The sequence below is a fragment of the Streptomyces sp. SID12501 genome (assembly GCF_010550245.1).
Lineage (GTDB): Bacteria > Actinomycetota > Actinomycetes > Streptomycetales > Streptomycetaceae > Streptomyces.
Genome location: NZ_JAAGLU010000014.1, coordinates 138256 through 151662 on the forward strand (window position 1 = coordinate 138256; position 13407 = coordinate 151662).

Consider the following 13407-nt stretch of genomic DNA (forward strand, 5'->3'; position numbering starts at 1 on the left):
CGAAAGGAGGAAGTCGTGGACCTGCACGACAGCAGAACGGCAGAACGAGCCGTCCACGCCGTCTTGGCTGGCACCCCGATCGAGGCGGTCTCTGCCCAGCTGCATTCCTCACCGGAACACCTGGCCGAAACCGTCAGGCTGTACTGCGCCGCTGGAAGAACAGCACTTGACGCACGGTCATCCGCCACCGACTGGCAGCAGGTGAACATCGAGTTCACCGACTACCCGACCGCCCAACGCACCTTCCTCGCCTACTTACTCCCGTCTCTACGCGAAGCCTGCGACGCTGGGGCCATCGGTGCTTGGTGGTTCGTCCGCAAGTCCCCTTGCTGGCGTCTCCGCGTCGTCCACGGCCCGCAGACGATCGGCGAGTGCGCATCGGAGCCCATCCATGAGGCTCTCGACAGCGCGGTCTCGTGGGGCGTGGTGAGACGCTGGTGGCCGTCGCCGTACGAGGCCGAGACCGTTGCCTTCGGCGGCACTGACGGGATGAGGATCGCCCACGCTCTGTTCCATGCGGACAGCGTGGGAGTTCTCGACTACCTACGTGGTTCGGCAGCAGAAGACAGCGTCCCACTCGACGCCAAGGCGACCTCGCTGATCATCACCACCCTGTTTCTGTGCGCCGCCGGACAGGAATGGAGCGAGCAAGGTGACGTGTGGGCACGCGTCGAGGCCAAGCGCCCTCTCCCTGACGACGTTCCGCCGGAGCGGGTGACCGCCATGAGCGGCACGGTGCGTGAACTCCTGGCGGCCGACACCGATCCCGCCCTCACCGTCGGCAACTCGCTGGCTCCCCTCGCCGGTTGGGCCGACGCGGTGAAGCACGGCGGCCAGACCCTCGGAGACGCCGGCCGCGAAGGACGACTCGCCCTCGGCACCCGCGGTGTCCTCGCCCGCCACGTCCTGTTCCACTGGAACCGCATGGGCTTCACCATGCGTCAGCAGGCCATCTGGTCACGAGCGGCACGGGAGGCCATCCTCGGAAGCTAGCCCGTCACGACGAGACCACCTCAAGGACCGACCGTGGTGTACGAACTGATCGCTATCCGGGACGCGTGCAAGCAAGCCGTAGCCGACGGCGAAGGCAGCCTCTCGGTGGACATGGCGGAAGTTGACCGGTGCTCCACCAAAACTCGCGCGTGGGAGATCCCTCGAAACCGACCATGAGGCACCGGGAGTTCAGTCCTTCGACGCGCCGAGTCTGATGTCGTACCCCGGGGTGGCATACCCCCAACCCGAGACGCTCCTGTGATCAGCGCCAAGTGGCTCGCGTGGCGGCCAGCAGAACCACGGAGAGGACTTGGATGGCGACCACGACGGTGATCAGCAGGGGAATCGAGTAGCCGTACAGGCCGCCGGTCAGTGCCCCACCGGCCAGGCTCGCCGCGCCGACGACACCGGCGAACAGGCCGTATGCGGTCGCCCGCCGTCCGCTGGGCACCAGGTCCGCGACCGTGGCGCGCAGGGTGGATTCCTGGATACCCATGGCCGCGCCCCACACCAGGGACCCGGCCACCGCGACCGCGACCGTGTCGGTGAACGCCAGCACCGCTACGGCGGCGGTCAGGACCGGCAGCGCCATCAGCACACGTGCGCCGTGGCGGTCATACAGCCAGCCGGTGGCGAGCGCTGCCACGGCGTCGACGGCCATGACAGCGGCGTAGAGCACCGGCACCCACGCCGCAGCCATCAGATGCCGCTCGACCAGGTGGTACGACAGCACGCCGAAGGTGGCGAACCCGGTGGTGGTGGCAGCGGTGAAAGCCGCATACGTCCAGAACGCCGTCGGTAGACGACCGTCCGATGCAGGCTCATCCCTGGAAGTGACCACCTCCCGCTCGTACGCCTCGGGGTCGGGCACCCGCGCCCGCAGCCACACCAGCAGACCCAGGACCGCGACGCCCGGGAGGGCGAGCACGGCCAGCGCCGGCCCGTAGTCGCCGCCGGTGATCGCGAGCATGCCGGCCACGACGAGCGGTCCGATCAGCGCGCCGATTTGGTCCATCGCCTCGTGCACGGCGAAGCCGCGCCCGCGCCCGGTCGCGGCGGTGGCGTGCGACAGCATCGTGTCCTTCGCCGGCGAGCGCACCGCTTTGCCCACACGTTCGGCGATCACCAGCGCGCACGCCGCCCAGAGCACGCCTACGACGCCGAGCAGGGGTACGGAGACCACCGTCAGTGCGTACCCGGCGATCGCCAGACCCCAGAAGCGGCGGGTACGGTCCGCCAGCGGTCCCGACACCAGTCGCAGGCCCAGGGCCGCCGCCTCGCCCGCGCCCGTCACCACGCCCACCACCAGCGCCGACGCGCCGAGTGAGGCCAGCAGGGGGCCGGTGATGGAGCGGGCGCCCTCGTACACGAAGTCCGCGAGCAGGCTGACCGTGCCGAACCAGACGACGAACCGCCAGGGCCCCATCCGGGTCGACTGGCGGGCGGAATCCTTGGTCACGCCCACAGCGCCTCGGCGAAGGCGACCCCGACGAACACCGCGCCCAGTCCGGCCACCACGCTCGCGATCACATTGGCGGCGGCGAAGAACCGCGCCCCGTCCTCGGCCAGCCGCAGCGTCTCGTAGGAGAACGTCGAGTACGTCGTCAGCGCCCCGCACAGCCCGGTGCCCAGCAGCAGCTGCACGTGCGAGGCCCCGTACCGGGCGGAGGCCCCGATTGCTCCGCCGAGCGCCACCACCGCCACGATCGGTCCCTGTGCCCGCCAGGACTGCTGCCGCTGGGCGGGCACGTGCAGATCGACGTCGGGGTCCGTGGGTTCGTCCACCGTCTGGGACTTGGGGACTGTCATGAACGTACGTCTCCTACTCGCCGGGGCCCGCACGCACGCGGGCGCACACCATCGCAAGTAGGGACTGTTGGCGGCACCGATGCCGCGGTTCGGGTACGGCGAGCCCCACCGCCGCGCAGTCATCACAGATCACTGCTGGCAGTCAGCCTAACGTGGGGGCCCGCCGTGCCGCGCGGTGGTGTCCGCGTCGTGGACCAGGCTCACGAGGTCCTGGGACGGCTCGGCCTGTTCAGCGCGCCGTAGCCGTAGCTCGTGTCGGCCGTGGCGCCTCGTCCCCGGCCCGCCTCCGTCCGCCGGTCACGGGGCGCAGGCGGACGCGGGCGTCCAGGCCGCCGCCGGGGGCAGGGTGGAGGGTGATTTCTCCGCCGGAGGCGCGGACCAGGTGGCGGACGATGGGCAGGCCGAGTCCGGTGCCGTCGTGGTGGGAGTCCGAGGCGCGCCAGAACCGGTCGAAGGCCCGTTCCCGGTCGGCCGGTGGCAGGCCGGGGCCCTGGTCGATGACGTGCAGTTCGGCGCCGGGGGTTCGGGCGAGGGTGAGGGTGGTGCCGGGTGGGGAGACGCGGAGCGCGTTGGCGACCAGGTTGTCGATGACCTGATCCAAGGCCCCCGGGATCGCCCAGACGCTGCCTGCTGTCGTGCCGGTGACGGTGACGGCGACGTCCTGTTCGGCGGCGAGGGACTCCCACATCGCGGCGCGCTCGGCCAGTACGGCGTCCAGGTCGGTCGGTTCCGGTGTGGTGGCCGAGTTCTCCAGGCGTGCCAGGGCGAGCAGTCCGTGCACCATCCGGCCGAGTCGTTCGACCTCGCCGATGGTTTCGTCGAGGCTGTCGTGGGCGCGCGGGTCGAGGTAGGGCTCGAAGTTCTCCAGCCGCAGGCGCAGCGCGGTCAGCGGGGTCTTGAGCTGGTGGGATGCTTCGCCGGCGAACGCCTGCTGGGCGTCCAGGAGTTGTTGCAGGCGGGTGGCGGTGTGGGTGAAGGAGGTGGCCAGTTCGCGCAGTTCGGGCGGGCCGCTGGTGGCGTCGGGCGGGTTGGTCAGGCGGCCGTCGGCGAGCTGGGTGGTGGCGCGGTGCAGGGTGCGCAGCGGGCGGGTGATCCAGCGCGCCAGGGTGAAGGCGACCAGGGCGACCGCGGCCAGGACGCAGGCCCCGGCCAGTGCGAGGGCGAGCCAGATGGTGTGGATGCGGTCGGTGACCATCGTCATCGGGTACGCCAGGCGCAGCGCGCCGCGGATCGTGGTGCCGGAGGCGCCGGGCTGGGTGGCGTAGAGCGCCTCTGCGCCGTCGGTGGCGGTGCGGGTGCCGGTGGTGGGCTGGTTGTTCAGGGCGGTGGCGATGTCCGGCTCGGCGGACAGGTTCGTGCCGGCCGGGACGGATGAGCCGGAGGCGGCCAGCACCACGCCTGTGCGGTCGACCACGATGACCTGGCCGCCGGTGCGGGCGGTGTAGTCGCCGATCAGGGTGGGCAGGTCGGCGGTGTTGCCCTCTTCGATGTTCTCCTCGGTGACCTCGGCGAGCATCGTCGCGTCCCGCTCGACGCTCTGGGCGAAGCGGGCGGTCTCTCCGCGGGCGTAGAGGTAGCCGAGCGGGATCTCCAGGCCGGCCAGCACCAGCAGGGCCAGGCCGAGATAGCTGTACAGCAGGCGCCGGGTCATCGGACGGCCTCGGGCGGCGGATCGCCGGGCACGGTCAGGCGGAAGCCGACGCCGCGCGCGGTCGTCACCCAGCCCGGATCGCCGAGCTTGCGGCGCAGGGCGGCGACATGGGCGTCGAGGGTCTTGGTGGGGCCGAAGAAGTGCGGGTCCCACACCGCGTCCATGATCTGCTGACGGGAGTGCACGGCGCCAGGATCCTGGGCGAGGTAGGCGAGCAGGTCGAACTCCCTCGGGGACAGGGCCACTTCGCGTCCGCCGACACGGACCTGGCGGGTGCGCCGGTCGATCTGCAACGGGCCGAGCTGCTGGGGTGCGGGGGCCGCCGCGGGTATCGCGGAGGTCGCGTCCGGTCCCGCCGGGACAGCGGGCAGGGCGCCGGTGCGGCGGGTGACCGCGCGGATACGGGCCACCAACTCCCGTACGCCGAACGGCTTGGCCATGTAGTCGTCCGCGCCGAGCTCCAGCCCCGCCACCCGGTCGGCCTCCTCGCCCCGGGCAGTGATCATGATGATCGGGATGGCCGAGCGGGCCCGCAGGCTGCGGCACACGTCGAGACCGTCCATGTCCGGCAGCCCGAGGTCGAGCAGGACCAGATCCGGGGTGTCGGCGGCGTCCGCGAGTCCGGCGGCGCCGGTGCGCGCCCGGTCCACGGTGAAGCCGTAGCGGCCCAGCCCCTCGGTGAGTGGCCCGGCGATCCGGTCGTCGTCTTCTATCAGCAGCAGCCGCATGCCGAAAGGCTCGCACAGCTGTGCCACGGGGGTTGGGGTGTTCACGAGAACCCGCCTGGGACCTGGGGAAACGGATGATGCGACGCGACCGCGACAGCAACGCCAAGGGGAAGCCGCCCGGCCGGTCGAGCGGGAGTGAGGGACCGGCCGGGCGGCGGTAGCGGGGCAGCGACAGCACCGGACGCCGAGGAGGGATGTCAGTCGTCGTCGGCGCGGCCGCCGTCCTCGCGGTCGTGTTCCTCCCGTCCGTCGTCTCCGCGCTCGTCGCCGTGCTGCTCACGGGCGCTGGGCAGGAGGCCGGTCGGGCTCGGCGCAGCAGACACACCGGCTCCGCCGGCTCCACCAGCGGCGGGGGGCGAGGGGGAGGCCGTGGCATCCGGCGAAGGAGACGGCTCGGTGGGCGACTTCGGCGCGGAAACCTGTGCGGTACCGCTGGAGCCGCTGGGCACCGCATCGGAGGAGAGCGTGTCACTCACCATCGAAAGAGCGACGCCGAAGCCACCCATGACCACCAGCGCGGCGGCGACCATCAGGGCCGGCCTGCGCCGGGCGGCCACCTGCCGCCCCCGGCCCGCCGGGCGTGAGCGGTCTCCGCCCGCGCGCCGCTGCCCCACGTCCCCGCTTGCCGACTCCTCATCAGCGGGGTCCGCTGTCGAGGCGTACCCGGCCGGCTGTTCACCCGCCGCCGCCCACGACTGCGCCGGGGCGGGAGAGTGATGCTCGGGATAGTCGAAAGCGTCCTCCCCGTAGCGGTCCCCGTAGCCGCCCTCAGCCGGGTCGAGGGAGGCGGCGGCGAGTACCGCCGTGGCCTCGGGGTCCGGCCGCTGGGCCGGCGCGGGGTGTGCGGGGTCGGTGGGCATGGCGCTCCTTCCTCCGGACCGGCCAGGGATCAGCTGCCGTCGTCGTCGGCCGCCTCGTCCTTGGTCTTGACGACCTTGTACGTCTTCGGGTCGAGGTAGACCTCGACCTCACTGCCGTCAGCCTTCTTGACCTCCACCGCGTACATGCCGGGGTTCTCCGCGTCCTCCTCGGACTTGACCACCGTGCCCGGGTAGGCCGCCAGCGCCGCCGCCTCGGCCTTCTCCTTCGCCTCACCGGTCAGCGGCGTCTCCACCGGGTCACCGCCTCCCGCTTCCGCGGCTCCGCCCTGGGCGGGAGCAGCGGCCTGCGTACCACTCGCGCCGGCGGCGGAATCACCCGAGTCCGATCCGCCGCCGCACGCGACGAGCGCGAACATCAGCACGGCGGAGGGAACGACGGCCAGGGCACGACGGGGCATTGCACGCATCAGGTGTCTCCAGAGCGGTACGGGGTGCGGAGTCCGGCGGGGCCGGACTTCCGGGGGAACGTCAACGACCCTAGGAACACGCCGTCGAGAGCAAGCCCAGAGAACCGACAGCAGCAGACCAGCAAACGACCAATCTTTCGCCACCGCCTTCGGCACTCCGCCTTTGACCTTCGCTGCGGTCCACCCTCGAATCACGCCAGCCGCAAAGCAGACCCTGCACTGACAGCCGTGCGCAGCGGGACCATAAATCCGCGCTGACCAGCAATAACTGACCGAGCTCTGGTCTCAGTTTTGGTCTCGTTCACCCGCGTCCAGCACCGGCCATCCCCTGTCCGAGACTCCACTCCACCCCAGGGCAGAACACCCTTGCCTCCACCGAACCCCCGGACGAAGACTTGGAAAGCGTGTTGAGGCGTCCCTGCAGGAGGGAGCCACCCAGGTTCCCCCGAGGTCAGGCCCAGGATCTGCGCCGAGCCCTGTGTGTCTCAGACTGGCCGAGCATCGCCGTAGGCTCTGAGACATGAGCTTGCGCCTGAGCACAGTGATCCTTCCGTACCGCCGCTGGCATGAGGGAGGCCGTACCGCGTGGCAGCGCGCGGAGGAGCTGGGGTTTCGCACGGCGTACACCTATGACCACCTTTCCTGGCGTTCGTTCCGGGACGGCCCGTGGTTCGGCGCGATCCCGACGCTGACGGCCGCAGCGGGCGTCACGGAGCAGATGCGTTTGGGCACCCTCGTCACGTCGCCAAACTTCAGGCATCCCGTGACGCTGGCCAAGGAGCTGATCTCGCTCGACGACATCTCCGGAGGCCGGATCACACTCGGCATCGGTGCTGGTGGCAATGGCTTCGATGCCACCGTGCTGGGTCAGGAGGCGTGGACGCCGAGGGAGCGGGCGGACCGGTTCGGCGAGTTCCTGCCGCTGCTCGACAGGCTACTCACCGAGGGCGCCGTGACAGAGCGGGGCCTCTACTACGCGGCCGAAGAGGCCCGGAACATCCCCGGCTGTGTGCAGCAGCCCCGGTTGCCCTTCGCAGTGGCGGCGACCGGCCCGCGCGGAATGCGGCTCGCCGCCCGGTACGGGGAGGCGTGGGTGACTACAGGCGACCCGAAGCTGTACGAGACGGGGACCCCCGAGCAGTCGCTGGAGGCGATGCGCGGCCAGGTCGGCAAGCTCGACAAGGCGTGCGCGGAGCTCGGCCGGGACGCGGCCGAGCTCAACAAGATCCTGCTGACCGGTTTCACCCCGGACCGGAACCGCCCGCTGGAGTCGGTGGACGCGTTCGTTGACTTCGCCGGCCGCCACCGGGACCTCGGCTTCACCGAGATCGTGATCCACTGGCCGATTCCCGACTCGGACTTCACTGCGGACCAGGCCGTCTTCGAGCGCATCGCTGCCGAAGCGCTCAAGCAACTCGACTAATGGACGCACGGAAAGAGGCCACAGTAAAGACCAAGCAGTCACTTCGCTGACATCGTGGTTGGGCCTCCTGGCACGCGAAGTTGCCGTGGAATCACATGGGATTCACGTATCCAGCGCAGCCACGAGGTGCAACACCCCTCCCAAGTTTTACACGCTCCCCTCCTCAAAGATCAGCGTCTGGTCATAGCTACTCAACATCCAGAGCCGAGCGGTGAGCAGGCTGACCACCGTGACGCACGCACCTACTCCCCATCCTTCCCATATCTTCTAAAATCGGACCAATTGGGGAAGGTGGGCGGCTCTGGTAGTTCAACCTCATCACCCTTCAAGACGCCGCAGTGGGCGAGTACGGGTCGGTGCTGATGGCCCGTCACTCATGTTCCGGCACTCGATGTCGGACTCCTACTCGATGGCCGATTCCCCGCTGGAAAGGCACCGCCCATCCCGCGCCCGCACCCGTTCGGACTGCATGGTGCACCATCGGAGGTCGCCGCAGCGCTGCCAGGCATCGCCCAGGACGAGTGGCCTGGTGCGGACGGGTCGCCACCGGCACGACCCGATAGGTGAAGACCCTCGACGCCGTGTGCGACCCGCACGTACGGACCGTCGGTCTGCACCCTCCTGAAGGACGCCTACCGGTGGGAGTCGCAGTCCCGGAACCCGGCACGGCAGTGCGATCGTCATCGACGACCGCCCCGCCCTCCGCCCAACCGCCTGCGATCGCCCGGCTCAAACTGAGGGTGACCTTGACGGTCCCCCGACCAGTCCCGCCTCGGCGGGGTCAGTGTCGGCGAGTGCGACTCTGTGCGCGGCACGGATGGCCTCCTGCTGCTGCTCGGTCAGCCCCACGTCTTCGGCTTCGCCGTCGTCGTACCGGCACCCGCAGAGCGTCAGCTTGCCGAACAGTGCGATGGCCTGCTGCTGTGTGAGTTCGGAGGCGACCCGCTGAGCGATCGGGTTCGGCAGGTACATTTCCGGGAACAGCGCGGAGACGTCTCCGACGTACCCGCGCACCCCGCGGGTACGGGTCTGGTGCTGTGCATCAATCACGGTGAACCCGCAGTGCGACCCGTTGTGCGGATCGGTATCTCTCCACATTGCGTACGGCACCCCGGTACGGAAGTACAACTCGCCCTCCGGGTCGATCAGGGCGTAAACGTTGGTGTCCATATCCGGTGAACGAAGGCGGCCCTCAGGAGGTACGGCGGCCACACCCACACCGCGGGTCACACCGGAGTGCGAGGGACGTTGCACACATGGTTTCCGGACGATCGATTCTGCTGCCACCGGCCGGAGCCGATGGCCACGGAGGCGGACCGTCGTCACTGTCGAGTGCATCCCGGAGCCGGAAAAGGGCTTCGATCTCCGCATGCTGCGCGAACCGGCGCAGGAGCACTCCGACGAGCTGGTCGTCGCCCGCGCGGACCGCGCGAACGATGCACGCTATGGCCCCGCAGTCATCACTCCGGGAGACTTCACTCCGTTTCTGCATCTGCCTGTGGTAGCACCCTGCGGGGTCGTGCCATCAAGGCGAATGCTCGAACGGGTGAATTTCGAATGCTTGGCGCATACCTGCCCCGCGGAGGGGGCATCGTGTCGGCACGCCAGCCCGATCATGCGAGGGCACATGGTTGTAGCGATCCACCCGGACCGGTCCCGCGTTCGCCGCCGCGAGCGACTCCGTCTGGCCCTTGCTGTTCCTTCCGGCCGTAGCCCAGTTGCCCATCTCGCCGGTTTCAGGACCAAGAGGTGACGCGACCTCTCACCGTCACGGGGACACGTAGGCGGTGAGAGGCTACCAAGGGTCATCACAACATCCCCAACGGCTCTGTCACCAGGCCGCGTTGACGCCCGCAATGCTGATGTGAGTACTTCCTTCACTGCGGGGCCGTGGTCTTCCTCTACACGCGGATGAAGTCGCCGAGCAGGCTCGCGGTCTTGCGCAGTTCTTCCTACGCGTCGCGCACCGGCTGGACCCTTGCGCCGTATCCTGCTATGTGTTCTGTCCCCGTGTGATCGCGGCGGAAGTCCTCGACCTCGCTGTCGTCGGTCTTCCTGTGATCTCCACCGCGTACATGCCGGGGTTCTCCGCGTCCTCCTCGGACTTGACCACCGTGCCCGGGTAGGCCGCCAGCGCCGCCGCCTCGGCCTTCTCCTTCGCCTCGCCGGTCAGCGGCGTCTCCACCGGGTCGCCGCCTCCCGCTTCCGCGGCTCCGTCCTGGGCGGGAGCAGCGGCCTGCGTACCACTCGCGCCGGCGGCGGAATCACCCGAGTCCGATCCGCCGCCGCACGCGACGGAAGTCATCTCAGCAACGTGATGCTGGGCGGCCACAGGACGTTGGGAGCTGTCAAAAGCGCTGGACCGAGGTGCTCCGCGCACACGATCAGCGGGAAGTCGATGTGCCGAGCGATCTCGAACTGCGCCGCAGTCGTACAGCGCTCACTTGAGGGGAGTTCGGTCCGCTGCCGCTGGCACCGCGGATCCGACGCACCCCGTGGGCTGAAACCCTGAGTGGATGAGGCGTTCACGAACCCAAGTTGACAGGTTCCGTGACGTCGAGATCAATGCGTCACTCATTTGGGTCAATACCTTTCACGCCATGGAAGTACGCCGTCCCGCCCCGAACCTCATCGGGACGGTCCTCACACGATGCTTGCCTTGCCGTCCGGGTTGATCGGCGGTATGTCTGGACAGGCCCGCGGCCGACCGGTACCCGGTCGGCCGCGCGCGGATCATCTCGCGGCAATGCTCTGGGCAGCGTCGTGTGACGGCTCGGGGTAGGAGCGCACCTCGCGGCGGACATGGCTTGCCGGCCCCAGACCGTTGAGGGCTTGGCCGACCTCCCGTCGGCCCCGTCCGTCCGGTGTCGCGTCCAGCAGGGTGATCGTCGCGCCGTCGATGTCGTCTGGGCGCAGATTCGCCAGCTCGGTCACGTCGCGGACTCGTACCCCTGCCCGAGCGGCCTGCGTGATCGCGGTCCTGACTGCGGGTGCGGATTCCTCGCCGGTGACCAGCAGCGTGTCGGACTGGGTCAGTGCCGAAGCGACGACCGTGCGCAGATCGTCCATGGTGTAGCACCACTCCCGCGGGTGCTGGCCCCGCAGACGGGGACAGCGTCGTCGCAGCACGTGCAGGATCTCCGCCACTTCGGACACGGCGGCACCGGGGGTGACGGCGAATGCGAGGCGGTCAGGGTCGGTGACGGTGAGGAGCTCCGCTTCCTGCGGGGTCCGCACCAGGACCGCGCTTGCCCCGAGGGCCTGCGCCGGCCATGTCCCGGTACCGGCGACCGGTGCTCCCACGACGACCACCTCAGCTCCCCGGTCCAGGAACCGGCGCAGGGCGCGCTGCGCGTTTCCGGTCGCAGGGCACGAGGCGCCGGCGGGGCAGCCGCACGGCTGCCATGGGCTGCGGGGGCCGTCGGTTGTCTGCGACGGCACCGGGTGACCCGCCGTCCGAGGGCCGTCGGCAGTGCCCCCGACCGTCGGAGCGACTACATAAAGTACCCGGCGTGTGCGCAGTACGGGTTGCCAGGACTCGATCTGTCGGCGTGCGAAGGCGATCGCGGCGGGGTCGTTGCTGCGCACCGCGAGGGCGAGCCCGCGATGTCCGCCTTCCGGTTTCTCGTAGGAGACGGTGAAGACAGTGGTCGGCGCCTCCGGGAGGGCATCGCCCAGGTCCGTGTCCGATAAGGAGAGGCTGTCGGCGACGAGGCCCGCTCGCCGGGCGTGCGCGGCGAGCAGGTGGTGCGCAGGACAGTCGACCATGCCGCGTGTGGGGTGCCTGAAGGATCTGGCCACTGCGAGCGCGCCCGGAGCGACGTGCAGGGTGGTGGAGTGAAGTACTTCGGAGAGGACGCTTCGGTTCATCTTCCTGGTGGGGGTCGCAGGAATGGGCGTAGGGGGAAAGTGGGAAAAGAGATGGCCGCACCACCATCCAACAGGCACGAATTACCTCTTTTCCACCTTGGACTCCGATTTCACCCTGTCGGGGCAGTGTGAGCAGAGGGAAGCGGGGCCATGCGCGGCTCTCTCAGGGAACGTTTCGGGGGCGGCGCGCGCGGTCACTGTCACGGCCGGCGCCAGGGCGCATCTCGCGAGTTCGTGCGAGGAGTGCCGCGGCGGCGGGGTGCGCGGCGTGGGGACGGAGTTCAGCGGTCAGGGCGCGCAGCCGGTCGTCGGCGCGAGCACTGTGTATGTGGGGGTGTACATCGAGGAAGTCGCGCCAGGTCCGGCACGCCTGTTCGAGGCGGCCGGCCGCCAGCTGGACCGCGGCCAGTTCGGCGAGGCCGAGGGCACCGGACCTTCGTTCGTCGGCCGGACGACACCGTAATGACAGGTCGAGCGCCCGGGCAGCCGCGCGGTTGTCACTCATGCTCCTGGCCACGGCAGCGTGCTGAAGAGCCAGGGAGCCGTGATGGAAGGCTCCGACCGGTGAGACACCGCTCGACGACCTTTCCAGGCAGCGTTCGGCCGTGGCCAGCATGCGGGTGGCACGGGTGTCGCCCAGACCCGCCTTGGTGACGGCCAACTGGCCTAGGAAGAAAGCCTGTTGGTGTGGCGGGACGTGACGTGCGCCGGTACGTACAGCGGCTTCGGCCAGGCGTTGGGCTTCGGCGAAGTGCCCCAGTGCGTGGGCCTGCACGCTCAGTCCGCGCAGGCCGAGCGCGTGTCCGACCGGGTCGCCCGCTTCGCGGGCGAGTTCGATGCTGGTGAGGTAGAAGCGTTGCGCGGCGGCGTGGCGGTTCATGTCGAAGTGGGTGAACGCGCAGAGGTAGGTGAGCTGCGCGGCCACCGTGAGCAGCTCGCGTCGGACGGCGGGTTTCATGTCGCAGCGGAGCCACGGGAGCAGCGTCGTCGAGAGGTACTGGCGCAGCGGTTCGCGTACCGGTCCGGCCCCGAAGGAGGCGTCAGCCCGGGAGTAGAGGCCGAGCAGTTCCCTGGCGGAGGCCACGTGGGCCATGTCGACGCGAGGCGCCGGAGTGGCTGTGGAGGTCCGTGGTTTCGCGGCGAAGGACGGTCCGTGCGGTACGGCCAGCGCCGCCAGCGAGTAGGCGCCGACGAGTGCGACGCTTCGCCGGCCGGTGTCGCGCAGTATCCGGTCGAGGCGTTCCACGGCACTCCCTTCACCCGGTGGCGATTCGACGCCGTGGTCCCACTGCCCGGGGCCGAGCAGCCCAGTGTCCTCCACTCGGACGGGTCTGCCGAGGTGCCGGGAGAGGGCTTCCGCGACGAGGCCGGGTACGGGTGCGCGCGGGCGGCTGCCGGCCAGCCAGTGCGCGACCGTGGTGCGGTCGTAGTGACGTGGGGTTCCCTGGGCGGCGCCGAGCGTGTTGACCTGGCGTGCCAGGCGGGCCCCGGTCCACCCGGCCTCGGCCAGGAGGAAGCGCAGGGCCTGGTTCGGTGTACGGGGCGATCGCACGCTCCTCTTTCTGTCCCGCTCGGCGGTTCGTCAGTACGGGCGTTCAACGCCCGCACGTGTTCAACGGGTTTGCCTCCCGCATGGGCGCTGGAA

Annotated in this window: 12 protein-coding genes; 2 read left to right on the forward strand and 10 right to left on the reverse strand. The window is 69.8% G+C overall.

Translation table 11 applies throughout. The features are described from left to right. Positions 1-15: 15 nt before the first annotated feature. Complete coding sequence (locus tag G3I71_RS18720) at positions 16-993, forward strand: thiopeptide-type bacteriocin biosynthesis protein (RefSeq protein WP_164315940.1); 978 nt, start codon at positions 16-18, stop codon at positions 991-993. A 262-nt stretch (positions 994-1255) separates the two neighbouring features. Here the strand turns inward: G3I71_RS18720 and G3I71_RS18725 are convergent, their stop codons facing one another. From G3I71_RS18725 to G3I71_RS18750, 6 genes are all read right to left on the reverse strand, one after another. After that, the gene (locus tag G3I71_RS18725) at positions 1256-2452 is read right to left on the reverse strand and encodes an MFS transporter (protein ID WP_343242997.1); all 1197 of its coding nucleotides are present in this window, start codon (positions 2450-2452) and stop codon (positions 1256-1258) included. Then, positions 2449-2802, reverse strand: coding sequence for a CrcB family protein (locus G3I71_RS18730; RefSeq protein ID WP_164315941.1), 354 nt, complete (start codon positions 2800-2802; stop codon positions 2449-2451). The genes G3I71_RS18725 and G3I71_RS18730 overlap by 4 nt, the downstream gene beginning before the upstream one ends. A 229-nt stretch (positions 2803-3031) precedes the next feature. Further along, positions 3032-4453: a HAMP domain-containing sensor histidine kinase gene (locus tag G3I71_RS18735; RefSeq protein WP_164315942.1), complete on the reverse strand. Its 1422-nt coding sequence runs from the start codon at positions 4451-4453 to the stop codon at positions 3032-3034. Further along, positions 4450-5181 carry a response regulator transcription factor gene (locus G3I71_RS18740; protein ID WP_164316028.1) on the reverse strand — a complete coding sequence of 244 codons (732 nt, stop codon included), beginning with the start codon at positions 5179-5181 and terminating at the stop codon, positions 4450-4452. Before G3I71_RS18740 ends, G3I71_RS18735 begins: the two co-directional genes overlap by 4 nt. A 197-nt stretch (positions 5182-5378) precedes the next feature. Continuing rightward, complete coding sequence (locus G3I71_RS18745; protein ID WP_164315943.1) at positions 5379-6041, reverse strand: hypothetical protein; 663 nt, start codon at positions 6039-6041, stop codon at positions 5379-5381. A gap of 29 nt (positions 6042-6070) precedes the next feature. Further along, positions 6071-6469, reverse strand: coding sequence for a PepSY domain-containing protein (locus tag G3I71_RS18750; protein WP_164315944.1), 399 nt, complete (start codon positions 6467-6469; stop codon positions 6071-6073). Positions 6470-6989: 520 nt separating this feature from the next. Between G3I71_RS18750 and G3I71_RS18755 the strand changes: the two genes are divergently transcribed. Beyond that, positions 6990-7892, forward strand: coding sequence for an LLM class flavin-dependent oxidoreductase (locus tag G3I71_RS18755; protein WP_164315945.1), 903 nt, complete (start codon positions 6990-6992; stop codon positions 7890-7892). A gap of 729 nt (positions 7893-8621) precedes the next feature. Here G3I71_RS18755 and G3I71_RS18760 read toward each other — a convergent pair. The 4 genes from G3I71_RS18760 to G3I71_RS18775 form a co-directional block, all read right to left on the reverse strand. After that, the gene (locus G3I71_RS18760; protein ID WP_164315946.1) at positions 8622-9062 is read right to left on the reverse strand and encodes a hypothetical protein; all 441 of its coding nucleotides are present in this window, start codon (positions 9060-9062) and stop codon (positions 8622-8624) included. 823 nt (positions 9063-9885) lie between these two features. Continuing rightward, positions 9886-10197 (reverse strand): hypothetical protein, encoded by a 312-nt coding sequence (locus tag G3I71_RS18765; protein ID WP_239149211.1) that lies wholly within the window; start codon positions 10195-10197, stop codon positions 9886-9888. A 428-nt stretch (positions 10198-10625) separates the two neighbouring features. Next, positions 10626-11762 carry a 4-hydroxy-3-methylbut-2-enyl diphosphate reductase gene (locus G3I71_RS18770; RefSeq protein WP_164315947.1) on the reverse strand — a complete coding sequence of 379 codons (1137 nt, stop codon included), beginning with the start codon at positions 11760-11762 and terminating at the stop codon, positions 10626-10628. 163 nt (positions 11763-11925) lie between these two features. Further along, positions 11926-13314: a hypothetical protein gene (locus tag G3I71_RS18775; protein ID WP_164315948.1), complete on the reverse strand. Its 1389-nt coding sequence runs from the start codon at positions 13312-13314 to the stop codon at positions 11926-11928. Positions 13315-13407 lie beyond the last annotated feature (93 nt).

What these genes read in the sequence shown, in the direction of transcription:
- G3I71_RS18760 (WP_164315946.1), bottom strand. Translation starts at nt 9,062, where the DNA reads ATGGACACCAACGTTTACGCCCTGATCGACCCGGAGGGCGAGTTGTAC.
- G3I71_RS18735 (WP_164315942.1), bottom strand. Translation starts at nt 4,453, where the DNA reads ATGACCCGGCGCCTGCTGTACAGCTATCTCGGCCTGGCCCTGCTGGTG.
- G3I71_RS18750 (WP_164315944.1), bottom strand. Translation starts at nt 6,469, where the DNA reads ATGCGTGCAATGCCCCGTCGTGCCCTGGCCGTCGTTCCCTCCGCCGTG.
- G3I71_RS18765 (WP_239149211.1), bottom strand. Translation starts at nt 10,197, where the DNA reads ATGACTTCCGTCGCGTGCGGCGGCGGATCGGACTCGGGTGATTCCGCC.
- G3I71_RS18745 (WP_164315943.1), bottom strand. Translation starts at nt 6,041, where the DNA reads ATGCCCACCGACCCCGCACACCCCGCGCCGGCCCAGCGGCCGGACCCC.
- G3I71_RS18740 (WP_164316028.1), bottom strand. Translation starts at nt 5,181, where the DNA reads ATGCGGCTGCTGCTGATAGAAGACGACGACCGGATCGCCGGGCCACTC.
- G3I71_RS18730 (WP_164315941.1), bottom strand. Translation starts at nt 2,802, where the DNA reads ATGACAGTCCCCAAGTCCCAGACGGTGGACGAACCCACGGACCCCGAC.
- G3I71_RS18770 (WP_164315947.1), bottom strand. Translation starts at nt 11,762, where the DNA reads ATGAACCGAAGCGTCCTCTCCGAAGTACTTCACTCCACCACCCTGCAC.
- G3I71_RS18755 (WP_164315945.1), top strand. Translation starts at nt 6,990, where the DNA reads ATGAGCTTGCGCCTGAGCACAGTGATCCTTCCGTACCGCCGCTGGCAT.